At 32.7% G+C, this 25,430-nt stretch carries 20 protein-coding genes and 1 pseudogene; 18 read left to right on the top strand and 3 right to left on the bottom strand.

Features of this window, described 5'->3' with window-relative positions:
* The 4 genes from DWX29_RS08210 to DWX29_RS12805 form a co-directional block, all read left to right on the top strand.
* A partial coding sequence (locus DWX29_RS08210; RefSeq protein ID WP_118565596.1) for a glycosyl hydrolase family 18 protein occupies positions 1–3,531 on the top strand: 3,531 nt, incomplete at its 5' end.
* A 184-nt stretch (positions 3,532–3,715) separates the two neighbouring features.
* A complete protein-coding gene (locus DWX29_RS08205) occupies positions 3,716–4,579 on the top strand; it encodes an aldo/keto reductase (RefSeq protein ID WP_118565595.1) in 864 nt (287 codons plus the stop codon).
* Positions 4,580–4,607: 28 nt separating this feature from the next.
* Positions 4,608–4,790: a hypothetical protein gene (locus tag DWX29_RS12810; protein ID WP_199663685.1), complete on the top strand. Its 183-nt coding sequence runs from the start codon at positions 4,608–4,610 to the stop codon at positions 4,788–4,790.
* Positions 4,791–4,880: 90 nt separating this feature from the next.
* Positions 4,881–5,255, top strand: coding sequence for a dihydrofolate reductase family protein (locus tag DWX29_RS12805; RefSeq protein ID WP_199663684.1), 375 nt, complete (start codon positions 4,881–4,883; stop codon positions 5,253–5,255).
* Between the two features lie 127 nt (positions 5,256–5,382).
* Here the strand turns inward: DWX29_RS12805 and DWX29_RS08195 are convergent, their stop codons facing one another.
* Positions 5,383–6,135, bottom strand: a complete 753-nt coding sequence (locus DWX29_RS08195; RefSeq protein WP_118565594.1) for a DeoR/GlpR family DNA-binding transcription regulator — start codon at positions 6,133–6,135, stop codon at positions 5,383–5,385.
* Positions 6,136–6,320: 185 nt separating this feature from the next.
* On the opposite strand from DWX29_RS08195, the gene DWX29_RS08190 reads away from it, so the two are divergent.
* The 10 genes from DWX29_RS08190 to DWX29_RS08155 all read left to right on the top strand — a co-directional run bounded on the left by DWX29_RS08190 (position 6,321) and on the right by DWX29_RS08155 (position 17,579).
* Complete coding sequence (locus tag DWX29_RS08190; RefSeq protein ID WP_118565593.1) at positions 6,321–7,697, top strand: fructose-specific PTS transporter subunit EIIC; 1,377 nt, start codon at positions 6,321–6,323, stop codon at positions 7,695–7,697.
* Positions 7,698–7,777: 80 nt separating this feature from the next.
* A complete protein-coding gene (locus DWX29_RS08185; RefSeq protein WP_118565592.1) occupies positions 7,778–10,060 on the top strand; it encodes a pyruvate formate lyase family protein in 2,283 nt (760 codons plus the stop codon).
* Between the two features lie 15 nt (positions 10,061–10,075).
* Complete coding sequence (locus DWX29_RS08180; protein WP_118565591.1) at positions 10,076–10,969, top strand: glycyl-radical enzyme activating protein; 894 nt, start codon at positions 10,076–10,078, stop codon at positions 10,967–10,969.
* Between the two features lie 209 nt (positions 10,970–11,178).
* Complete coding sequence (locus DWX29_RS13135) at positions 11,179–11,454, top strand: nitroreductase family protein (protein WP_347497664.1); 276 nt, start codon at positions 11,179–11,181, stop codon at positions 11,452–11,454.
* A 30-nt stretch (positions 11,455–11,484) separates the two neighbouring features.
* The gene (locus DWX29_RS13130; RefSeq protein ID WP_347497663.1) at positions 11,485–11,706 is read left to right on the top strand and encodes a nitroreductase family protein; all 222 of its coding nucleotides are present in this window, start codon (positions 11,485–11,487) and stop codon (positions 11,704–11,706) included.
* Positions 11,707–11,824: 118 nt separating this feature from the next.
* On the top strand, positions 11,825–12,802 hold the full coding sequence (gene bioB, locus DWX29_RS08170) for a biotin synthase BioB (RefSeq protein WP_346432183.1): 978 nt from the start codon (positions 11,825–11,827) through the stop codon (positions 12,800–12,802).
* Positions 12,803–12,911: 109 nt separating this feature from the next.
* Positions 12,912–14,309, top strand: a complete 1,398-nt coding sequence (locus DWX29_RS08165; RefSeq protein ID WP_118565589.1) for a sodium-dependent transporter — start codon at positions 12,912–12,914, stop codon at positions 14,307–14,309.
* 232 nt (positions 14,310–14,541) lie between these two features.
* Entirely contained in the window at positions 14,542–14,691 is a 150-nt protein-coding gene (locus DWX29_RS12680; RefSeq protein ID WP_158574521.1) for a hypothetical protein, read from the top strand.
* Positions 14,692–14,810: 119 nt separating this feature from the next.
* Positions 14,811–16,148, top strand: coding sequence for a M18 family aminopeptidase (locus tag DWX29_RS08160; RefSeq protein WP_118565588.1), 1,338 nt, complete (start codon positions 14,811–14,813; stop codon positions 16,146–16,148).
* Between the two features lie 183 nt (positions 16,149–16,331).
* Positions 16,332–17,579: a DUF438 domain-containing protein gene (locus tag DWX29_RS08155; RefSeq protein ID WP_117909717.1), complete on the top strand. Its 1,248-nt coding sequence runs from the start codon at positions 16,332–16,334 to the stop codon at positions 17,577–17,579.
* 164 nt (positions 17,580–17,743) lie between these two features.
* Here DWX29_RS08155 and DWX29_RS08150 read toward each other — a convergent pair whose 3' ends face one another.
* Positions 17,744–18,520 carry a sulfite exporter TauE/SafE family protein gene (locus DWX29_RS08150; protein WP_118565587.1) on the bottom strand — a complete coding sequence of 259 codons (777 nt, stop codon included), beginning with the start codon at positions 18,518–18,520 and terminating at the stop codon, positions 17,744–17,746.
* Between the two features lie 253 nt (positions 18,521–18,773).
* Between DWX29_RS08150 and DWX29_RS13125 the strand changes: the two are divergent.
* The 4 genes and pseudogenes from DWX29_RS13125 to DWX29_RS08140 form a co-directional block, all read left to right on the top strand.
* Positions 18,774–18,953, top strand: a pseudogene (locus tag DWX29_RS13125) (5-methyltetrahydropteroyltriglutamate--homocysteine methyltransferase); the annotation flags it as partial.
* 48 nt (positions 18,954–19,001) lie between these two features.
* Positions 19,002–19,199 carry a hypothetical protein gene (locus DWX29_RS13120; RefSeq protein WP_347497662.1) on the top strand — a complete coding sequence of 66 codons (198 nt, stop codon included), beginning with the start codon at positions 19,002–19,004 and terminating at the stop codon, positions 19,197–19,199.
* Positions 19,200–19,205: 6 nt separating this feature from the next.
* Positions 19,206–19,874 carry a hypothetical protein gene (locus DWX29_RS13115; protein ID WP_347497661.1) on the top strand — a complete coding sequence of 223 codons (669 nt, stop codon included), beginning with the start codon at positions 19,206–19,208 and terminating at the stop codon, positions 19,872–19,874.
* A gap of 242 nt (positions 19,875–20,116) precedes the next feature.
* Complete coding sequence (locus tag DWX29_RS08140; RefSeq protein ID WP_118565586.1) at positions 20,117–22,567, top strand: metallophosphoesterase; 2,451 nt, start codon at positions 20,117–20,119, stop codon at positions 22,565–22,567.
* Between the two features lie 825 nt (positions 22,568–23,392).
* Here the strand turns inward: DWX29_RS08140 and DWX29_RS08135 are convergent.
* Positions 23,393–25,288, bottom strand: coding sequence for a PTS sugar transporter subunit IIA (locus tag DWX29_RS08135; protein ID WP_117909726.1), 1,896 nt, complete (start codon positions 25,286–25,288; stop codon positions 23,393–23,395).
* Positions 25,289–25,430: the final 142 nt, after the last annotated feature.

Genomic DNA, 25,430 nt, shown 5'->3' with positions numbered 1-25,430 from the left:
GCTTCGGAAACAACAACTAAGAAACCGGAAACAACAAAGGCACCTGAGACAACAACTAAGAAAACAGCGACAGGTGTATATCCTGTGTGGTCACCGGATAACGTTCACTATAAAATAGGTGATTTGGTTCAATATCAGGATAAAGTGTATGAATGTACATATGAACACAATTCCAATTCCGGATGGTCTCCTACAGTAGCAGTAACTTTATGGAAAGAAAGAACTGACTTAGTTGCGGGAATAGAAGAAACAACAAACGCATCAGGAACAGAAGAAACAACTCAGAATAATTATACAGTTAATTCTAAATTGCCTGAGCATATGGTAACAGGATATTGGCATAACTTTCTCAATGGATCAACTGCACTTAAACTTTCAGATGTTCCATTATACTACGATATGATTTGTGTGGCTTTTGCAAATTCATCAACAACAGCCGGAAAGGTTACATTTGAACTTGACAAAGATTTATCTACTGCATTAGGAGGATATACAAAGGCTCAGTTTATTCAGGACATAAAAGATGCTAAGGCTAAAGGTCAGCATGTAATTATTTCAGTAGGTGGAGCAGAAGGAACAACTTATATAACAAATGAAGAATCAGCAAATCAGTTTGCAACAAGCCTTATTTCAATGATAGAAGAATATGGATTTGAAGGTGTAGATATTGACTTTGAAGGAAGTGCGGTATCAGGAACTGATTACATAGCTGAGGCACTTAGAAAAGTGCAGTCTCATTTTGGAGATGAATTTATTATCACTATGGCACCTGAAACATTATATTTTCAGGATACAAATCCAAACGGAACAGCAGTAACATCTGCATATTACAGATTAGCATATAAGATTAGAGATATTCTTACAATTTGTTATCCACAGTTCTACAATACAGGTGGAATGAATGGTTATAACGGATTTAATGCACAGGTTGGAAATGCAGATTTTCTGACATCACTTGCAACATTATTATTGGAAAATGGTTTAAGAGCTGATCAGGTAGCATTAGGATTGCCGTCAACACCGAAAGCAGCTTCAAGTGGATATGTGTCAACAGATGTTATTTCTACAGCAGTAACATCACTTGTAAATGGAACATCATCAGGAAGTTTTACAGCACCGAAAGCTTACCCAACATTTAGAGGTGTAATGACTTGGTCAATTAACTGGGATGCTACAAATGATTATGCATGGGCTAAATCAATGGATTCACTTATGGATTCATTGGAAAAACATGAACAGCCAACAAAAGAAACATCTACAACTAAAACAGAAGTTACAACAAAAAAAGAAGAAACAACAAAGACAGAAGCTACAACAAAAGCAGAAACAACTTCATCTTCTCAGACAGAGGCAAGGCCAACAGAAGTAATTGGCTTAGCAAAGCAGAGTCAGGATGGCGGAACAGTATCATTTGTTTGGGGTCAGACAAATGAGCAGATGGAAAGTGGACAGACATATAGAGTATATGCTGATGGAAAATATGTTGAAACATTTGCTTTAGCAACAGCAACATCATATACATTTACAACAAATGGCAAACATATTATAAAGGTTACAGCCAATTTAAATGGATATGAAACAGAAGGACAGACAATAGAGGTAACAATAGAAGGATTAGAAACATCTGAAACAACAAAAGTTGCAGAAACAACTAAACCGGGCACAGCAACAAGTGATTTGGCATCAAGACTTTTAATTGGCTATTACCATACATGGGATAATTCAGGAAATCCTTTCATTAAGTTAAGAGATGTAGATAAAAACTGGGATGTAATAAATATATCATTTGCAGAACCTGTAAGTGCAGGAAGTACAGACGGAAAAATGAAATTTGATATTTCAGGACTTACAGCAGACTACACAAAGGCAGATTTCAAAAATGATGTGAAAGCATTACAGGCACAAGGTAAAAAGATTGTACTTTCAATAGGTGGATATGAGGGATATTTCTCATTGACATCACAGAGTGCAGTTAACCAGTTTGTAAGTGATATTAAATCAATTGTAGATGAATATGGATTTGATGGAATCGACATTGACCTTGAACAGTCATCAGTTCAGTTTGAAAGTGGAAAAGATATAGACATTAACAATCCAACATCACCAAAGATTGTTAACATGATAAATGCAATAAGAACAATTGTAAACAGCTATGGAGAAGATTTCATTCTTTCATGGGCACCTGAAACATTCTACGTACAGTTAGGATATCAGTTCTACGGTGGAATAAATCAGTACTGTGATGCAAGAGCAGGTGTATATCTTCCAATGATAAATGCACTTAGAAATGAAACAACATATGTACATGTACAGCTTTACAATTCATCACCAATGATTGCAACAGATAATCAGTCATACAACATGGGAACAAAAGAAGGAATTGTTGCAATGTGCAACATGTTATTAAACGGTTTCTATGTAAATAACTATTATACAAAGTCACAGACTGCAGAAAAGTATTTTGCACCACTTAGACCTGATCAGGTAGTAATAGGTGTACCTTCATCAGCAAGTGCTGCAGGAAGTGGACAGGTTTCAAATGAAACATTACAGAGTGCATTTACAGAATTAAACAATGCACATCCGGGATTAAGAGGAATCATGACATGGTCAATTAACTGGGATTCATCACAGAATAAAAACTCATTTGCACAGAGCAATGGTAGATTCCTTGATAGTCTTTCAGGAGAAGAAACAACAAAGACACCTGAAACAACAACTAAGGTGGCAGAGACAACAACAAAGGCACCTGAAGAAACAACAAAGACACCTGAAACAACAACTAAGGTGGCAGAGACAACAACAAAGGCACCTGAAGAAACAACAAAGACACCTGAAACAACAACTAAGGTAGCAGAGACAACAACAAAGGCACCTGAAACAACAACAAAGGCACCTGAAACAACAACAAAGACACCTGAAACAACAACTAAGGTGGCAGAGACAACAACAAAGGTATCTGAGACAACAACAAAGACACCTGAAACAACAACTAAGGTGGCAGAGACAACAACAAAGGTATCAGAAACAACAACAAAGGTGGCAGAGACAACAACAAAGGCACCAGAAACAACAACTAAGGTATCTGAGGCTACAACTAAGAATGATGAAATAACAAATTTTGTAACAACAGAGCCACAGCAGGTTACAACAACCGGAAACGGAAAAAATGAAGGCACAACAACTACAAATGCGGTGAAAAAAGATAATGGCAATGTAACAACAAACTCTTCAGTAGGTAATGTAAAAGTACCTAAAGTAAAAATTAAAAAAGCAATTAAGAAGAGAAGCGCTAAAAAAGCAAAAATCAAACTTAGAGCTGCAAAAGGTGTAAATGGATATCAGATAAAGATATCAAAATCAAAGAAATTTAAGAAAGCAAAGACTAAAAAATATAAGAAAGCTAAATTTACAATTAAAAAACTTAAAGCTAACAAAAAGTACTATATTAGAGTAAGAGCATATAAGGTTGTAAATGGAATAACTTATTATGGTAAATGGTCTAAGCGAAAAATTAAAATGAAAAAATAAATAAAGCAAAGAGTCTGTATTCTTATGAGTGCAGGCTCTTTTTAATTAAAAAGTTTATTAATAATTATATGTTACATGGTATAAAATAAAGAAAGAATATTGGTGAAAAATACTTGACCTAAAGTTGGGTTCAGGTGATAATATACAATTATAAATACACGTAAATGTGAAAGGAGATTTTATAATGTATAACAAAAATTTAACTTTAAATAATGGTGTTAAAATACCACAGTTAGGACTTGGAACATGGTTTATTGATGATTCAAAAGCAGCGGACGCAGTAAAAGATGCAGCAAAACTTGGATATAGACATTTTGATACAGCACAGGCATATGGAAATGAGCGAGGTGTCGGTGAGGGAATTCGTACTTGTGGCGTTCCAAGAGAGGAACTATTTGTAGTTTCAAAGGTGGCTGCTGAGCACAAAACTTACGAAGAAGCGAAGGCAGGAATCGATGAGACATTAAAAAAGATGGGACTAGATTATCTCGATATGATGATAATTCACAGCCCACAGCCATGGGTAGAAGTAAATCAGAGTGATAACAGATATAAAGAAGGCAATCGCCAGGCATGGAGAGCACTAGAGGAAGCTTATAATGAAGGAAAGTTAAAGGCAATCGGTGTTTCTAATTTCCAGATTGAAGATATTGAGAGCCTTATGGAAACAGCAAAAGTAAAACCAATGGTTAATCAGATTCTTTGCCATATCAGCAACACCCCACTTGAACTTATAGACTACTGTCAGAAGAATGACATTGCTGTAGAAGCATATTCTCCAATAGCACATGGAGAGATTCTTAGTCAGCCGGAAATCAAAGCAATAGCTGATAAATATGGAGTATCAGTTCCACAGCTTTGCATCAGATATACATTACAACTTGGAACAATATCTCTTCCAAAAACAGAAAATCCGGAGCATATGAAGTCTAATGCAGAGGTTGACTTTACTATCAGTGAAGAGGATATGGAAGTACTTAAGAATTTTAAGAAGATTGAAAATTATGGTGAAAGTAGCGGATTCCCTGTATATGGTGGAAAAATGTAATTAGAAGAAACCATATATTATCTGCCACATGATGATTTCCATTGGTGGAAGAATCGACTGTGCCATGACATCGAAGCTGCCGGAAGTTGATGATTATTACACGACATTGGATGAAATTAATGTGCCAACTACAGTCAGTGGACGAGTAACAGCAGAGCTTGAAATGGCAGATCTGGGCGAATTCCATGCAAAAAAATACAGAAAGCTATGAAAAAGAGGGCTTTTCCAAGAAAGCAGATGTCACAGGCTACGAAGTTATTATTGATACAAATGAGAACTTCTATGGATGGAGGCGTCTGGTATGATAAAGCCATATCTGATCGTAACCAGTGAAAAAGTATCCAAAGAGTATCTGAACTATTTGGATGGACAGAATATTTCTTGGATTGCATGTGGAAAAGAGAGTGTTAACCTAGTACGTGCAACAGAAATTCTTGCAGAAGAGTTTGATGTAGAACGTATAGGAGTTGTTGGAGGCCCAAAGATTAATACTGCATTTTTAGAAGCAGGACTTTTAAATGAAATAAGTCTGTTGATAGGAGCAGAAATTGACGGCAGAGGTGGTATGTCTGCTGTGTTTGATGGACTAGCGATGGAACAGGATGTTACAAGGTTGAAACTAATTGATGTAAAGAAATTTGATAGTGATGCGGTATGGATAAAGTATCAGTATTAAGAAAAATGACTACAAACCTAATAAAAGATTTGTGGTCATTTTTATTTTTTACATTGATATGTGTGTTACATTATAAAATCGCCAGATAAAAATATATATGATGATTTATAAAATAGCAAAATGGATATTAAATTATAATATTGCAATGTTTATCATATTTCTCTTTAATATCAGTGGAAATTGATGGATCAGTTACGATAGCAGTTATTTCCGACAAATTAGAAACCTTATATTGAGATATTCTGTCAAATTTACTCGCATCACATAAATAGTAGACTTCACTACTATTTTGAGAAACTGCAAATTTACTTCTGGCTTCTAAATCGCTTGTGGTAGATATACCAAAATTAACATCTATACCATTTGCACCTAGAAATGCCTGATTAAAATGCATTTGTTGAATTTGATTAATAGAAGTCATACCTTCAATAGTTCGGGCGGTATTTATATAATTACCACCTAAAATTATAAGATTGTAATCACTTCGCTTGGAAATTATATTTGCAACATCAAGAGAATTAGTAACTATTGTGAGTCCTTTTGCGGTTAAATAACAAGATAGTATATTTGTAGCAGTAGATGTTCCTAGAAATATAGTTGAATTGTTCTTAATCATGTTTGCAACTTTCTTCGCAATTATTTCTTTTTCTTTGGAGTGCAAAGTTTTTTTTGCATTATAGTCATATTCAGTTAGGGAGGATTCTATAGGAATAGCTCCTCCATGAGTTCTTTTAACAAAACCAGATTTCTCAAGAGAAGATAAATCTCTTCTTATAGTGGATTCGGAAACAGAATATTTTTTTGCAAGATTTGCTACGTTTACACTTCCCCTTGCTTGAATGGTATTTAATATAGACATTTTTCTCTCGTCGTCATACATAGAGCTTACCTCCTAAAATATATTTATTAATGACAATATAGCATAAATGAGCATTTGATGCAACAATATGAAAGAAAATGTGCGAAAACGAGCATAAATGAGCGTGAAAAATATTGAATTAGGCAAAAAATAGTGGTATATTGAGCATATCAAAAACAAGTCGTTAATAAAAGGAGGAAAGAAAAATGGCTAAAAAGATAGTAGCAGTTACGGCGTGTCCGACAGGAATAGCACATACATTTATGGCGGCAGAAAATTTAGAAGTAACTGGAAAAGAATTGGGATATGATGTGAAAGTTGAAACTCAGGGAACATCAGGAGCAGAAAATGTTTTAACACAGAAGGAAATTGATGAAGCAGATGCGATAATACTTGCAGTTGACCGTGATATTGACGAGAGTAGATTCGTAGGAAGAAAGGTACTTAAATGTAGCGTTGGTAAAGCAGTTAAAAAAGCTAATGAGGTTATTAATAATGCGATTAATGATGTAGGAACGGAAGTTATTAAGGGAGAAAAGAAGGCTGACTCAAGCAATGGAGAAAAAGGAATTAAATCCATATATAAACACTTAATGATGGGAATTTCCTATATGCTTCCAATTGTAGTAGCTGGCGGAATTTTAACAGCGATTTCATTTGCATTTGGTATATATGCATTTCAGGATGAAGGATCAATAGCATGGGGCTTTTATCAGACAGGTGCTGTAGCAGCTTTAGGTTTGATGGTTCCTGTATTGTCGGCTTATATAGCTCATTCAATAGCAGATAAAGCAGGATTTGCAGCAGGTTTAGTTGGGGGCTTTCTGGCAAGTACAATAGGTTCAGGGTTTATCGGAGGCATTATAGCAGGCTTTTTAGCAGGATATGTAACTTTGTTCTTAAATAAATACATAAAAGTACCAAAGACAATACAAGGTGTCAAGGACATTCTTATCGTACCGATTTTATCAGTTGGAATTGTTGGATTTGTGATGTTGTTTGTTGTTGGAACTCCAATTTCAGCAATGAATGCAGGAATAACAAGTTTCTTAAATAGTCTTAATGGAGGAAGTATCGTAATTTTAGGCTTAGTATGTGGACTTTTATATTGGGACTTAGGTGGACCATTTTCAAAAATTTTATATGCATTCGCAATTGGATTAATTTCTGAAGGTGTATATGGTCCAATGGCAGCAACAATGATTTGTGGTATGGTTCCACCACTTGGAATTGCAGTAGCAACATTAGTGACAAGAAAAATGTGGACAGAAGAACAGAGACAAGCAGGAATCTCAGCGTTGTTCTTAGGAGCTAGTTATATAACAGAAGGTGCAATTCCATTTGCAGCTGAGAATCCAATAGTAGTACTTCCAGCCTGTATGATTGGAGGAGCAGTAGGAGCAATTACCTCATTAGCACTTGGTGCCGGAATTTCAGCACCTCACGGCGGATTATTCTTATTATTAATTCCAGGAGTAATAACAAATGTAGGAGGATTCTTAATTGCATTATTAGCTGGAACATTAGTGACAGCAGCTATGCTTATAATATTGAAAAAAATAACAATGGGAAAAACAAAATAGTAATTATGAAATGTTGTTGCTCTAGATATAATAGTTAGTTATGTTTAGAGCAATAATTCCTAGGAGTCAAGGAGGCAATTATGAACGATAAAAGCGTAAAGGAAATAGTCGAGATTAGTAAAAAAATCCCTTGTGAAAAAACTATAGAAGAACAGGTTTCTATAATGGAAGAATATACAGAATGTTATAAAAAATATTCGGATGTATCTGTAGCAAGAAGAGAAATTGAATGCTTAAAGGTATTATTTCCAAGAATGTTTAGGAAAATAGAGGACAAAGACTTAGTTGTCGGAAGAAGTGATATTTTGCCAATTGGTTTTGGCTGTGTAACTTCAACAGGTGGAGTAGGACATTATTGTACATTTCCTAAATTAAAAGCTTTAAGAGACAGTACAGATGATGAAGGATTGAAGGAACGTTTAAATGTACTTGAAAATTTTTGGGATAAGCATGACACGAGAAGTATGTTTTTTGACAAGGCATTAGAACCAAATAAATTTGGAAAGTTTGTTGACGCAAAATGTCCAACAATTTTAACAGCAAGACTAAGTGGAATGTATCTGGATTATCCAAAGCTTATTAAAAAAGGAATAAAAGGAATAGAAGAAGAAATCAGATTTCAGAAAAGCCAGACACAGGATGAGGAAAAAATTGATTTGTATGATTGTTTTTTAGAGTGTATGCAGTTATTAAGAGATAGTATTAAGCATTATATTAATGAATGCAACATAGAAAAAGAAAAAGCAAAAACAGAGAAAAGAAAGGAAGAAATGCAGACAGTAATTGATGCATTAGAACATATACTTGTAGACAAGCCTGAGACTATGATTGAGGGTATAGAGTTAGCATGGATATATATGATGCTTTCAATGGTAGTTAATTATGGAAGAATGGATGTTTACTTGGGAGAACTTTTAAAAAGTGATTTAGATAAAGGACTTTATACAGAAGATGAAGCTATAGAATATATTAAATCATTTTTCAAATTATTAGAAGCAAGAAGAACAAATGTTAATGGAAGAGTAATTGTTGGTGGAAAAGATAGAGAAAATGTTGAGGCATGTGATTTATTTTGCAAGTTAGCTATTAAAGCAGTAATGGCTAATAAGGATATAGAACCTCAATTTACTCTTAGGGTATATGATGGTATGAATAAAGAAGTATACAATCTTGCATTAAAAGCAATTGCTATAGGTTGCACATATCCGATTTTATACAACGATGAGGTTAATATACCGGCTGTTCAGAAGGCACTAAAAGTTGATGAAAAAACAGCGGAAAAATATGTTCCATTTGGATGTGGTGAATTGGTTATATCAGGGAAAAGTGTAGGAACACCAAATGTATGTATTAATGTATTAAAAATTTTAAATATCGCATTAAATAGTGGAATTGATCCATGGGATAATATAGATAAAAGTGGTGGAATTGAAATGAAGAAGCCTTGTGAATTAAAAAGTTTTGCTGATTTACAGGAACAGTATTATAAATTGTTAGATTATAATATTGAGCGAGGAGCAAAAAGTCATATGGAATCATATAAGCTTATGAATTCTCAGGTTAAATATTTATTTACATCACTTTTACTGGATGATTGCATCGAAAGAGGAAAAGCTGCTTTAGATGGAGGAGCACAGTATTTAGGAGGTACACTTGAAACCTATGGAAATATTAATGCATCAGATTCGCTTACATCCATTAAATATTGGGTATATGATAAGAAAAAATACTCATTAGAGGAAGTTGTGAATGCAATGAATAATAATTTTGAAAATTATGAAAACTTGCGAAAAGATATGCTAAATGCACCTAAATATGGAAATGATAATCCATACGCGGATGATGTTGCAGTAGAACTGCATGAATATGTGTGTAAAAAAGTTAGTGAACAAGCTGAAATTAACGGATTTGATTCATATAATGTCGTAATAATCAATAACCAGGTAAATACTGAGTGGGGTAGAATGACAAGTGCGTCTGCTGATGGAAGATTAAGCACTGTATATATGAATAATGGAAATAATCCTCAGGGAGGTGCTGACAAGAACGGTCCTACAGCAATGTTAAATAGCTTAGTTAAGTTAAAACCTGATTTACATGCCGGCTCAGTACAAAATATGAAATTTAGTAGAGATATGTTTATAAATCATGAAGATAAAATAAAAGCTTTACTAAGAACATACTTTAAAAATGGTGGAGGCCAGATTATGATTTCGGTTGTAAGCAAGGGTGAATTAGAGGATGCATATATTAATCCGGAAAAATATCCGAATTTGCTAGTAAGAGTTGGTGGGTTTAGTGCAAAATTTATAAACTTAGATAAAGATGTTCAACGGGAGATAATGTCAAGAACTTTAAATTAAAACGAGGTGATATCAATGGGTGTTGTATTTGATATACAAAAATTTTGTGTCAATGATGGACCGGGAATAAGAAGTGTTGTATTTTTAAAAGGATGTCCACTTAAATGCCTGTGGTGTCATAATCCAGAATCTAATTCTATAAAACCACAATTATATTGTGAATGGAGCAAATGTATTTCATGTGGCAAATGTGTAAGTGTGTGTGAAAATAATGTACACGAAATAAAAAAAGGAAAACATATAGTACATTTTGAAAAATGTACTATGTGTGGAAAGTGTATAGAAGTTTGCACAAATGAAGCTATGGGATGCTATGGATACAACGCTCAAATAGAAGAAGTTATAAAAGAGGTTGAAAAGGATAAAAATTATTATGCAGAGTCTGGTGGTGGAGTCACAATTAGTGGTGGTGAGCCAATGGCACAGTTTAAATTCACTTATGAGCTTGCTAAAGAATTATTTAGAAGAAAAATAAATGTATGCATAGAAACTAGTGGCTTTTCCAATAAAGATTATTTTGAAAAAATAGCACAATATGTAGATTGTTTTTTATTTGATTACAAGGCGACTGGAGAAGAAAAGCATATATATTTAACAGGTGTAAGTAACAAAGAGATTTTAAACAATCTTTTACTTTTGACAAAAATGAAAAAGAAAGTTATTTTAAGATGTCCGATTATTCCAGGACAGAATTTGTCAGAAGATCATCTAAAGGCAATTGCTGATTTAAGTAATAAAGGAGTGCATTCAGTTGAAATAATTCCATATCATAATATGGGAGTTGCAAAGGCAAAAAAGATAGGGTCTGGAATGTATCTTAGTAATGTGAAAATACCACGGGCAGATGATGTGGAAAACTGGATTGAAAAAATAAAAAAATATGGGGGAATTAATATAAAAAAATCATAAATAGATAACTAAATTTTTCATAATATTAAGGATGTCATATGTTTAATAGCAAATGGCATCCTATTTTATTAAATATATGAAAATTTATATCGTAATAATTGCTTTTTTATAATAAAATAGAAAATGAAAATTATATTTTGCATATGAAAATGAGTTAATGTTATGCAAATAAAGAGTAAAATCATATGTTTTTACAAGGAGGAACACAAATGAGTGAAGTATTAAAAGAAATGAAAGAAAGAAGAAGTATTCGTAAATATAAGTCTGATATGGTCCCACAGGAAATTCTGGATCAGATTATCGAAGCAGGATTATATGCAGCAAGTGGAAAAGGAACTCAAAATACAATAATTATTCAGGTGACAAAAAAGGAATTAAGAGATGAAATAGCTGAGATGAATAGAAAGATTGGTGGATGGGAAGAAGGATTTGACCCATTCTATGGAGCTCCTGCAATGCTAATTGTTTTAGCTAGAAAGGATTGACCAACAGGAATTTATGATGGAAGTCTTGTAATGGGAAATCTTATGTTAGCAGCACATGATTTGGGTATTGGAAGTTGTTGGATACACCGTGCAAAGGAAGAATTCGAAACGGAATGGGGAAAGAACATTCTTAAATCATTAGATATTACAGGAGAATATGTTGGAATAGGTCATTGTGCCTTAGGTTATGCAGATGGAGAAACACCAAAGGCTGCAAAGAGAAAAGTAAATAGGGTATTTTACATTAAATAATGTGTAAAACATATTTTAATGACTGTCAACTTAAATAAAGTTTTGAGTTGACAATCAAAACTCCTTTAATGTAATATTGAATAAAATGAATTATGAAAAAGGAGATTAAAAGATGAATATGTTAGATTTGGCACAGGAAATTATAAAAGGCAGACGAATATCAAGAGAAGATGATTTGTCTGTCTTTTTAAATTGCGATTTAGAGGAACTTTGTAAGGGAGCAGATACAATACGTGAATATTTTATAGGGGATAAAGTGGATTTGTGCTCAATAATTAATGGAAGAAGTGGAAGATGTCCTGAGGATTGCAAATACTGTGCACAGTCTGCACATTATCATACAAGTTGTGAAATGTATGATTTTCTTCCAACAGAAAAAATATTAGAAGCATGTAAGCTGAATGAGAGAGAAGGAGTAGATCGTTTTTCGATTGTAACAGCCGGCAGAGCTTTGACAGGAGAAGAATTTGACAAAGCGATTCATGCATATGAGACGATGAAGTCACAGTGCAAAATTGATTTGTGTGCATCGATGGGATTTTTAAATGAGGAGCAGTTACATAGACTTCATATGGCAGGTGTCACAAGCTATCATCATAATATAGAAACATCAAAACGTAATTTTCCTAATATTTGCACAACACATACTTATGAACAGAAGATAGAAACGTTGAAAAAGGTAAAGGCAGAAGGAATGTGTGCATGTTCGGGTGGAATTATCGGAATGGGAGAAACATGGGAAGACAGGTTAGATATGGCGATTAGTCTTGCTGAACTTGAAATTGATTCAATTCCAATAAATGCGCTTATGCCAATAAAGGGAACACCACTTGAGAATCTTCCAATGCTTACAGAAAATGAAATATTAAGAACAATAGCATTTTTTCGTTATATTAATCCGGAAGCAAATATTCGTTTAGCGGCCGGAAGAGCATTGCTTACAAACGATGGGGAGATAGCATTTGAATCAGGGGCATCGGCAAGTATCACGGGCGATATGCTTACAACTGTAGCATGCGCAACAATCCGAAGTGATAGGGAAATGTTGAAAAGTTTAAAGCGTGATGTTACACCGGAATATTGGAAAAATAAATAATATATTAAATCGAAGACGTTATATGTTGTTAAATGTTTAAAAATATGTTACCTTTAAATACAGCAACTTAATTTAATTAAGTAAAAATAAAATTTATGAGGTAACAATTATGAAACAAAAAAACGGGTTTAGTGGGCAGATAGGATTTGTACTCGCTGCGGCAGGAAGTGCTGTAGGTGTAGGAAATCTTTGGAGATTCCCATATTTAGCGGCAAAAGATGGTGGGGGACTTTTCCTTATCATATATTTGGTGCTTGTATTGACAGTAGGTTTTACATTATTAACAACTGATATTGCAATTGGTCGTAAGACAGGAAAGAGTGCGATATATGCATATCAGTCAATGAGAAAGAAGTGGAAGTTTTTAGGGGTTATTACATTTTTGGTTCCGGTATTAATTATGACTTATTATGCTGTAATCGGAGGATGGATTCTTAAGTATATGACTATTTATATTTTCGGTTCAGGAAAAGATGCAGTAGCGGACAATTATTTTACGAACTTTATTTCATCGTCTTCTTCAGTATGGTTTGGAATTATTTTTATTCTTTTAACAGTTATTATTGTTTATAATGGAGTTGAAAAAGGTATTGAGAGAGTTTCTAAATTCATTATGCCGGTACTTTTAATTTTAGTAATCGGAATAGCAATTTTCTCATTAACTTTAAAAACAACTTTAGATGATGGAACAGTTAGAACAGGTCTTCAGGGATTAAAGGTTTATTTGAAACCTGATATGTCAGGTATTACCGTACATAAATTTTTACAGATTTCATTAGATGCAATGAGTCAGTTATTCTTCTCATTAAGTGTATCAATGGGTATTATGATTACATATGGTTCATATGTTAAGAAAGATGTTAATTTAAATAAAGCAGTATCTCAGATTGAAATTATGGATACGGCGGTAGCTTTCTTAGCCGGTATGATGATTATTCCTGCAGTATTTGTTTTCTCAGGTCTTGATGGAATGTCAGCAGGGCCGGGACTTATGTTTGTATCACTTCCAAATGTATTTTATAGAATGGGATTTGCAGGAAGAATTGTAGGACTTATTTTCTTTGTATTAGCAGGATTTGCGGCATTAACTTCATGTATTTCCGTGTTAGAATCAATCGTTGCAAATTGTATGGAAATTTTCCATGTAGACAGAAAGAAAACTACAGGAATTCTATCTGTTATTTATTTAATTGCAACAGCAGTTATCGCTTTAGGATATAGCATTTTCTATGTAGAAGTTAAGTTACCAAATGGAAGCACAGGACAGCTTTTAGATATTATGGATTATATTAGTAATAGTTTCCTTATGCCATTTATTTCATTATTATCAGCGATACTTATCGGTTGGATAATGAAGCCGTCATGGATTGCAGAGGAAATGGAGTTAAATGGAGAAAAGTTCTCACGTAAAAAATTATATAATGTTATGATAAAATATATAATGCCATTAATTATGATTATTTTATTCCTGCAGTCAACAGGACTACTAAATATGATTACGAAATAAAGATTCTAAAGAACAGAGACTCTGATAGTTTAAGAGTTTCTGTTTTTTTGTATAGGGCAAGGCCATATTTATAAAGGCGAGTTTTTTGTGAAGAAAAAACGAGGCTTTAATTAATCCATTTTTATTTAAAATTAATTTTAAGTTTGTTTTAGGAGCAAATAAGTTTGTTGACAACCCTTTTTCAGAAGTCTAAAATGGAGCTGATTTGGAACAATTACAACGAGAAAAAATTATGAATGCAACAGATACAACAGAATTTCTTGGACAGGAAAAGATTAGTAAAATATTATTTAAACTAGCTACACCTGTTATGTTTGCACAGCTTATACAGGCATTATATAATATTGTGGACAGTTTATTAAAAATTTTGAGTAGAGGTTAGAATGTAATTTTAAGGAAAGAGTTGACATTAATAAAAACGCAAACAATTTATTTGAGAATAGTGAAATTAAAAAAATATAATAATAAAAATACAACGAGTTAATAAAAAAAGGAGACAACATGGCAGAAAATAAAAGTAATTATAGAAATACATCAAAAGAATTAATGGCGTTTATAAAGAAAAGCCCTACAGCATTTCATGTAGTAAATAATTTTTCGCAGATGCTTGAAAAATCAGGATTTACCAAATTAAATGAAAGAGATAAGTGGAAGTTAAAAACGAATGGAAAATACTATGTAACAAGAAATGATTCGTCAATAATCGCATTTCGTATGCCTGAGAATGAAGATTTTTATAATTTTCAGATATCAGCTGCACATAGTGATTCACCGGCATTTAAAATTAAAGAAAATCCTGAGATGATAGAAGACAGTAATTATGTAACATTAAATGTAGAAAAGTACGGTGGAATGTTGATGGCACCTTGGCTTGACAGACCACTTTCCGTGGCAGGACGTGTTATTATAAAGGATAGAAATACCCTTAAGCCTGTTCTTATAAATGTAGATAGGGATTTGTGTGTTATACCAAATCTTGCAATTCATATGAACAGAGATGCCAATAACGGAATAAAATATAATCCACAAAAAGATATGATACCTTTATTTGGTGAAATCTATTCAAAGGATAAATTTAAAGAAATAATTGCCAAAGAAGCGGGTACAGATGCAGAAACTATTATAAGTACAGATTTATTTGTGTACAATAGAGAATTGGGGACAATTTGGGGAGCAGATAATGAATTTATATCAGCTCCAAGACTAGATGACGTAATGTGTGCGTATAGTTGCATAAATGCATTGATTAAAAGCAAAGAGACAAATAAAGAAAGTGTAAATGTATGTGCTGTTTTTGACAACGAGGAAGTTGGAAGTACTACGAAACAGGGAGCTGATTCATCATTTCTTGCAGATGTACTTTCACGAATTTCAATGTGTAAGGGAAAAGACAATGAAGATTTTGTAAGAGCGTGTGCATCATCATTTATGCTTTCAGCAGATAACGCTCATGCGGTACATCCTAATTATAAGGAAAAAGCTGACCCAACAAACAGACCATATATGAATAAAGGAATTGTTATTAAATATAATGCAAATCAAAAATATACAACTGATGCAGTATCGGCAGCAATATTTAAGGAAATTTGCAAAAAAGCGGAAGTGCCTGTTCAGTCATATGTAAATCGTTCAGATATTCCGGGTGGCTCAACTCTTGGAAATATTTCAAACAGTCATATATCACTTAATACAGTAGATATAGGACTTGCACAGCTTGCAATGCATTCGCCATACGAGACGGCAGGAATAAAAGATACAGAATTAATGATAAAGGCTGTGAAGAAATTTTATGAGACAGCTATTATAACAGGCGAAAATGGAGAGATTAGTTTAAAATAGAAAGTTCCATATCTTTCAACCAGACGAAAAGAATGGTATAAATAATTATAGTAAAATTAAGGTGTCTTTATATCAGAAAAAAACTGATGTAAGGACATTTTTCGCAATATCGGTCAATATATGTATATTATATTTAAAAATAAAAAAACTAATATAGAATATATATTGGGAAGGAATTAAGAAATGGATAAATTAAATATTAGTAGAAGTGGTGATAAGTTGACTAGAGAAGATGTAATAGAAAAAATTAAAGAGTATTTAAAAAGACTTAAAAATAAAGACAACCTCGAAAGTGTACGTGCTGATTTTGTAAAAGAATTTAAAGAGGTTGACGCGTCTGAAATTATGTTAGCGGAACAAAGGCTGTTAAAAGAAGGAACGCCTTTAGAAGAGGTTCAAAAGTTATGTGATGTACATTCTGCATTATTCCATGGAAAAACTACAGAAGAAAGAATTTTAAATGCAGAAAAAGCTGCAAATCAGTCTGTTAAAGAAAAAAGGATGGCTGCAACCAAAAAACTAATTAGTATTTCGGGACATCCATTATATACATTTACCCGTGAAAATGAAAAAATTGAACAGCTAGTTGAAAGATGTATGGGTGTTGCAAATGATGGAAATATTGAGAAAGAATTATTAACTAATCTAAGACAGATAGCAATTCATTATGCAAAGAAGGGAGATTTGCTGTATCCCCATTTAAAAGTTAAGTATGATATTAGTGGACCATCGGATGTAATGTGGACGGTAGATGATGAAATCAGGGATGAAATAACAAAATTATACAATGCAGATGAACAGGATAACGAATGGAAAGAGAGATTTAAAGCGGTTTTAATTCGAATAAAAGAAATGATATATAAAGAGGCAAATATACTTTTTCCTAATTGTGCATTAAATTTTACGGAAACAGAGTGGTATGACATATATATAGACTCAAAGGATTATGAAAAATGTCTGGATGTAGAAAATGTGATTTGGGAAGAAGCAGAAAAGGCATATATTACTAAAAAGAAAAAAATAGTAGAAGACAGGAAAGTAAAAGAAGATGAAATAGTGATGGCTGGAGGAACAATGACAGTAGAACAGCTTGCAGCTATGCTTAATACAATTCCACTTGAAATAACATTTGTAGATACAGAAAATATAAACAGATATTTTAATGAAGGCCCTAAGGTATTTAAGCGACCGGAAATGGCTATTGGAAGGGAAGTGTTTTCATGTCATCCTCCAAAAGTAGAAAAACAGGTGAGAAGAATTATAGAAGAATTTAAAAGTGGAAATATGGACAAGGTACCGGTATGGATGGAAAAGAATGGAAGAACAATGTTAGTGACCTATATGGCAGTAAGAAATGAAAAAAAAGATTATTTAGGAACAGTAGAGTTGGTTCAGGATATGGAATTTGTAAAGGAACATTTCAAATTGTAACAAAAATTAAATAAAATTTATGGTTATGATAATATTGAAAATTTAGAAAATTATTTAAGATTAAGGCTAAGAAAATTTTAGTCATAATGAAATAAAAAATACAGATAAATTTTAATAACAAAAGTTTATCTGTATTTTTAAATATAATATTTCCAGTTTTGTGGTTATGCAAACATAGAAAATCCCATAACAACAATTCCAAGAACTACAAGTATAATACCTGTTGCACGATTTAAGGTTTTAGGTGTTGCTTTATTTGCAAAAACTGCTGCAATTCTAGCCCAGATTAATGTGAACAAAATACACAAAATCCAAACTTTCACATCAGGTACGCCACCTATGGCAAAATGAGATGCAGCACCTGTAAATGCAGTGAAGGCCATAATAAATACACTTGTTCCGACTGCAGTTTTTAATTCATAGCCAAGAACAGATGTTAGTATAAGTAACATCATCATGCCACCTCCTGCACCGATGAAACCACATATAAATCCAATTAAAACGCCACATATAACTGACTGGATGGCACGTTTTTTTGCAGATACATTTTCCATAGCTTCCTTAGTTGTCATAACAGGTTTTACGATAAATTTAATACCCAGAATAAAAGTCATAAATACTGAAAATCCACCCATTGTAGTTGAAGGAACAAGATTGGAAACATAGCTTCCGACAACTGTAAATGCAAGAACACTGACCATCATAATAATACCATTTTTAATGTCAAGATTCTTGTTTTTCCCATAAGTGTAAGCAGAGATAGCACTGGCAAGAACATCTGATGAAAGTGCTATACCTACCGCCATATAAGGGTCCATACCAAGAAAAGTGATTAACATAGGACTGATAACTGCGGCGGCGCTCATTCCGGCAAATCCTGTACCAAGTCCGGCACCCATTCCAGCAAAAAAAGTAACTAGTATTGTAATAAATAAAGACATTGTAAAAGTCCTCCTTTAAGCATTAAGTATAATGAAACTGGAAAATATTATAACAGATACGTATTGTGAAAACAAACAGGTTACAGAAATATATGTAAATACAGTTACATAAATATATGTAAATATATAGATATAAAAAATGTTACAGTAAGCTGTGAAAATATATGGAAAAATGCTACAAAAAATGTTACCGTTATACAGAGACGTAAAATAGAGGGATGAAAAACTTTAATTTTGTTTAATGGGTCAATGAATATCTAGAACCAACTTTGTAGGAAGTTTCTTAAGACCGGAGAAGCTTAAGGAAGCAAGAAAACAGTTCGACAATGGAAATATAGGGTACGAAGAACTGAAAAAGGTTGAGGATGAAAGCATAACAGAGTTAATTATAAAAACTAAAAATTTAGGATATAACGTAATTACAGATGGAGAATTCAGACGTGCAACATGGCATCTTGATTTTATGTGGGGATTCGACGGAGTGGGAAACACACCAACTAAGACAGGCTTACCTTTCCACGGTGAAGACGCAATGGCCGACGACACATATTTAGTAGGAAAAGTTGGCATAAAAGGAGAGCATCCTTTTGTTGAACATTTCAAATTCGTGAAACAGTTTGAAGATGAAAATACTATAGCAAAGCAAACTATTCCATCACCTGCACAGTTTTTAGCATAGTTTACAATGCCATTTAGCAGAGAACACACATTAAAATATTATGCTACAGATAAGGAATTAGCAGACGATATTGTAAAAGCATACGGCATGGTTATTAATGACTTGTATGAAGCAGGATGCAGAAACATTAAGTTAGATGATTGTACATGGGAAATGATGGCAGATAAGTCAGGACATCTTGCATACGGAACAACACAGTCAGGATTAATTGAAATCCAGAAAGCACACAAGGATATAAATAATAAGGTTATCGCAAATGCACCTAAGGACATAGTAATTAACACACATGTATGTCGTGGAAACTTCCATTCAACATATGCTAACAGCGGAGCATATGATCCGGTAGCAGATATATTGTTCGGCGAAGAAAATGTCAATGCATATTATCTTGAATTTGATGACGAACGTTCAGGCGGCTTTGAACCACTTGCCAAGGTTTCAGGGGACAAGAAGGTAGTCCTTGGCTTAATTACAACTAAGTCACCTAAGTTAGAAAACAAGGAAGAAGTAATAAAGAGAATACACGAAGCAGAAAAATATATTCCATTAGACAGACTTTACTTAAGTCCTCAGTGCGGATTCGCATCATGCGAGATCGGAAACAAGCTTACAGAAGAAGAGCAGTGGGCAAAGCTTAAGCTTGTTAAAGAAATAGCTAAAGAAGTTTGGGGATAGTTGAATATGTAACCATAAGCTAACCTTTATGGGGAGCTTCTGGTTTCTTTTTGTTATTTGGATAAGTGTATTGTTTTCTATATATTTTTTGCATTTTTTTAATATTCAGATATTTTTAATGACTTTAATTTCACTTTTTTATTTTTTACGTAACTTTGACATAAAGTATACAGAGGCTTTAATATTACGAATTATTATATGTGAGTACACGTAAATTAAGTTTAGAAAAGTGAGAGGAAATTATGAGAAAAAATACAAGTAAAGCAATAGGGGCAGTTCTTATTGCCGGTATTGTGGCATCAGGATTAAATGGAATGCCATTAAATAATAGTGTAAATCAAATTAATGCGGCAACTGTTGAAGCAGGAACTCCATATGACGGGGCAGGAAATTATAATGTAGCAGTAAATCATGTAATTATTAACCAGGTGTATGGTGGCGGAAATAATAAGGGTGCAGGTTCGCATGGTTTTATTGAATTATACAATCCTACAGATTCAGAGGTAGACTTATCCACATGGTCTGTTCAGTATGAAGGTGCTACAGGCGATGACAAGAATGATCCGGGATGGCATAAGCTTGATCTTAATGGAAGTATTCCGGCACATTCATCTTATTTAATAAGAACTAAGAAGTATAAGGATAACACTACACCGGCTAATTTTCAGGTTCCTACAGGTGACATGCAGTGGGATGATATTATAATTAATGGCAAAGGTGTAGCAGTTACATTAATGAGCAATCAACAGCTTTTAACAGATAATAATATTTTTGATAACACATCGAAGAAACCGTTAAAAGAAGGATATGTTGACCTTGTAGGTGTTCATGGCAATGATTCAATGGAAAGCGAAAAGGCTTTTGCTTTTGAAGGTTATGCAACAGACAGTCAGTCAACTAAGAAGGCTGTTAGAAGAATTGATTTTCAGGATACTGACTGTAATGCAATTGGTGAAGATGATGGTGACTTTGTAATAATTGAATATAATGCAACAGATGCTGATTATCTTCAGTGGGCAAGACCAAGAACAACAGCAGATGGTGCATGGTACGCAACACCAATGCCGGAATTTAAGGAAACTACATCATTAAGCAGTAGTGAAATTAACGTATTAACAAATACTTTTGGCAACAATGTTGAAAGTACCAGAAAGTTTACATGGCAAATGCCGGCTAGTTTTTCAGAAGGCTATGTAAATGTATCTGTAAATGAAAATATGACAAATGCTAAGAAATTTAATGCTACAAAAGCTTTAAACCACAAGGAAAGTGCAAGTGTGTTTAGAGCAGAGGCAACAGAACTTTCAAAGAATACAAAATATTATTATCAGGCAGTATGTGGAGATGTAAAATCAGAGGTTTATTCATTTACAACAGGAAGTTTATCTGATGATTTTACTTTTGTAAGAGCATCAGACAGTCAGTCTAAAACAGAGTCGGGATATGATATTTTCCAGAAAGCAGTTACAAAAATAGCAAATACATATAACCCTGTATTTATTATGGAAACAGGAGATCTTGTAGATACAAATTATTTTGAAGATGAATGGAGATGGTTTATAGGAAAGTCTCAGGGAATGTTTGGAAGTACAGCATATATTCCGGTAGTAGGCAATCATGAACAGACATCTTCATATGATGCATGGGCTTTTAGAGAACATTTTTCAGTTCCAAATGAATGTACAGAAGAAGGTGTGACACCGGGAACAGTTTATTCTTTCGATTACGGAAAAGTACATTTCGTAGTTTTGAATTCAGAATGTAAGGGTGAAGGCTTAAAGTCACAGGCTAAGTGGGCAGCAGATGATATGTCAAAAACAAAACAGAAATATATTATCGCAGCAATACACAGAGGACCATATGGCGGAGCAGGAATTGCAGGAGATGTTTCAGAAGCATTTACACCTGTTTTTGACAAATACAATGTAGAATTAGTATTATTCGGTCATGACCACTCATACATTAGAACAAAAGCTTTAAAAAATGGAGTAGAAGATAAAAACGGAACAGTTTATCTTGAGTGCGGTGGCTGTGCATCAAAACAGGATTCAGCTAACAGCACAATTCCGGGATATGCAGAAATTACTGGAACACCGGGAATGCCTGTATATGATGTTATTACAGTAACAGATGAAAGTATAAAGGTTAAGACAGTAACAGTAGATGAATCAACTGACACAATTTCAGATTTACAGGATACGGGAAGCATAAATTACGTAAACCCTGATGCTAAAATTGAATTTGAGGTTTTGCCTAAGAATCATTCAATAAAAGAAAATGAGTCGACGACAGAACCTGCAACAAAAGAAAATGAGTCAGCAACAGAACCTGCAACAAAAATTGAAGGTATCAATACGACAGCTAATGCCGAAACAACAAATAATGAAACTTTAAAGACAACAGATATAATTAAAGAAAAAGTACCTGCAAAGGTAAAAGATCTTAAAGTAAAGCAAGTAAAAAAACGTTCAATAAAAATAAGCTGGACAAAGAGTAAGAATGTTAAAAAATACGAGGTAAGTATTTCAGCAAATAAGAAGTTCAAAAAATCAAAAACAACTACATATATGACAAGTAAAAAAGTATATGTATTAAAGAAACTTAAAATCAGGAATTACTACATTAGGGTTAGAGCAATAAATGGCAAAAAAACAGGAAAATGGTCAAAGATATTAATCAAAATAGTTAAATAATTTCAATAAAAAAAGGATGCTATTAATGGGTGAATTGCTTCATGTTAAGTAGACAATTAAAACAATAAAAAATTTTTCTATCCAGCAGGATATTCCTGCTGGATGTTTTTATTCTACTTTTAAATAGTTTTTGTGTTTTCAATAAGTGTTAATATTCCTAAATTTCTTTGTAATCTTTTATTGCTGTCTCTGACTACGTAAGCAACAATTTTTCTGTCATATAAATCGAGTATTGCACTCAAGTACACATTATATTTTTCAGTTCAAATATAATACTTAAATTCTGTAACAGCAGTTAACTATTTTTATTTGGTGTATAGGCAGAAAATTCACGGCTTAATATGTTTTTAGTTTCAGTAGCCGGGATTTTCCTATTAAGTCATTTATAATAGGAAGCTCAACTTACTTTTCCAAGGTTGCATAGTGCATTAATGGAATATCCATAAATTCTATTTCCTTCCTTGATTGTCTGAAAGATAATTCAATACAGCTTGCTCTTTTAATTATTTTGGGTAATGTTTATATGTAGATACGTAAAATTCATCTTCACTAGAATTGTTGTAAATAGTTATCCATTGCTAAATAGAAGTTAGTGTAATTTCTAGTCTATTGGCCATATGAGTCATACTTTCTTTACAGATTTAATTATATGAATAGAATCAAGATTATCTTATGGACTGATTGTGGATTTTAACATAGAAAATGCTCCCTTCTAAATATTAAGTGATTTTTCACTTGTCTATTTAGAAGGAAGCATATCCGAGGTATGAACAGCCTCAATCTTATGTATTTAAATCTCATAAGTTATGTTTGACATTCATAATTTTATTTTTCTAACAATTGTTCAAGAAAGAACATTAGACTGTCAGCTGATACAAGTTTGTTAACTTTTTCAGGCTTTTCTAATGTCTGGACTATACCATTATATAATTCCATGAATTTTTTCCTGTCATTTTGTTGGACGGCTAACATTAAAACAATATGAATAGTATGTTCGTCCCATTTAATGCCATTTTCACTAGTAAGAACACAAATCATAGTATGGGTAGCGTTCATGTCTAAAGCATGTGGAATTGCAAAGGTGTCAAAAAAACATGTTGAAGATAATTGTTCACGTTCTAAAACAGATTCAATAAAACCATCTTTACACAAACCATAATCTATAACATTTTGTCCCAAAAACTTAATAACATCTTCCTTATTGCTAAAATTGTTTGATTTAAAGAAAAGCTTTTTATCAAAAAATGATGATAACATATTGTTTCTTTTAATTTTTTGCTTGTTTTCTAAACATTTATGAATGGCATTATCTATGTTTATTTGATCCATCATAGTAAAAAATGGTGATACCACAATAACTTCTTTTCCAATGAGATTTAAAGGTTGTGTAGTTATAATCAAATCAGAGTATGCATCAATTAAAGTAGAACTGTTATTAGTGTTAAATAATTTTAGTGTTATAAAATTGTCATAATTATCTAAAAGTTTTTTTTCAATATTAGAGTCAATATGGTGGTAATCATGACATAAAAGCAAAATAGAAACTTTATCAGAATCAGTGTTAGATGATTCAATAAGATATCCAATATGTATGCTTATGTATCCGATTTCAGAATCAGCAATATGAATGTTGTATTTTTTATTTAGTTTTTGAGCAATATTAACAGATACATCATATATAAAAGGACAATTTTTCTTTATATTATAGAGAAAATCGTTTCCTGATGACTGAATACTGTTAGCTCTTTTAATTAAACCATGTATATGTAGAGCAAAACTATAAAGATACTCATCAAAATTAATTTCTAACATGTAATAAGAAAATACATTTAATAAAATCTCTCGGATATCTTCTATAAAATCTTCCGACAAGATATCTTTAGAACTTATCAGATGATTTTGGTTTATAGGTTTTATTATTCCCTCTAATAATGATGAAATATAAAAAATATCATCTTTTGTAGGAGCAATATTGCAATGTGCTGAATACTGAGTACAAATTTCGTTTGCAATTTTCGATTCTATATTATCAGAATGGTCGGATATATTATTAATCGGTTGTGAAACATAATGATCCGTACGCATTCTGTATAATGCTATAGTAATGTTTACAATTAAATTGTTATAGTAAGCATTATCAATATAGTAGTCATATTTATTTATTGAGTTTAGAATAATTATCTTTATTTTATCAACATCGATGCCTTCAAAATAATTGGTCAGATTGTCAATACTGTTAAAAGCCGGATTAATTTCATCAAAAATAATTTTGTTTAAGTATTTGCGCTTATTTAATTCGTTGCCAACAACAAAAACAGTGTTGTTGTTTCTTGATATTTTTAAATCAAAATTTTCTAAAGTTTTATTTATTGTTTTAAAGTATTTTTCCAAGGTAGTAGTGCTAATATATAGAGAATCCGCCAGGTCATCAATATTATAATGAGGCGTGTGAAAAAATACTTTTTTCAAAATTATATGTTCCAAATTTTGTTCATCTTCAGATAGCTGGAAAGTTAATGCTTTATACATATTGTAATCAAGAGAATATCCTCTGTTAGTTGATAAAATTAACGGTAGGACTTTATTTATTTCAGCAACTTCAGATTGAATAGTTCTTAAAGAAACATTTAAAATCAAACTTAGTGATTTCCCTGTTATATAATCATTAGAACTACTGATTTCTTTAATTATTTTTTTTTGCCGCTTAGTGAATCTGTTCATAACAATCTCCTTAATAAAAAATACGTTATAAAAGTAATTAAATTATACAATATTGATAAAGTACAGGCAAATACTTCAATGCGGTGTATACCGCAAAAGTCGATTTGTAATCGCAAATCAAGTGAAATATAATAGCAGCATA

This window comes from Eubacterium sp. AF19-12LB, assembly GCF_003479125.1.
GTDB classification, from domain to species: Bacteria; Bacillota; Clostridia; order Lachnospirales; family Lachnospiraceae; genus Eubacterium_U; species Eubacterium_U album.
Note: the sequence above shows the minus strand (reverse complement) of the source record. Positions and strands in the feature narration are given on the sequence as shown.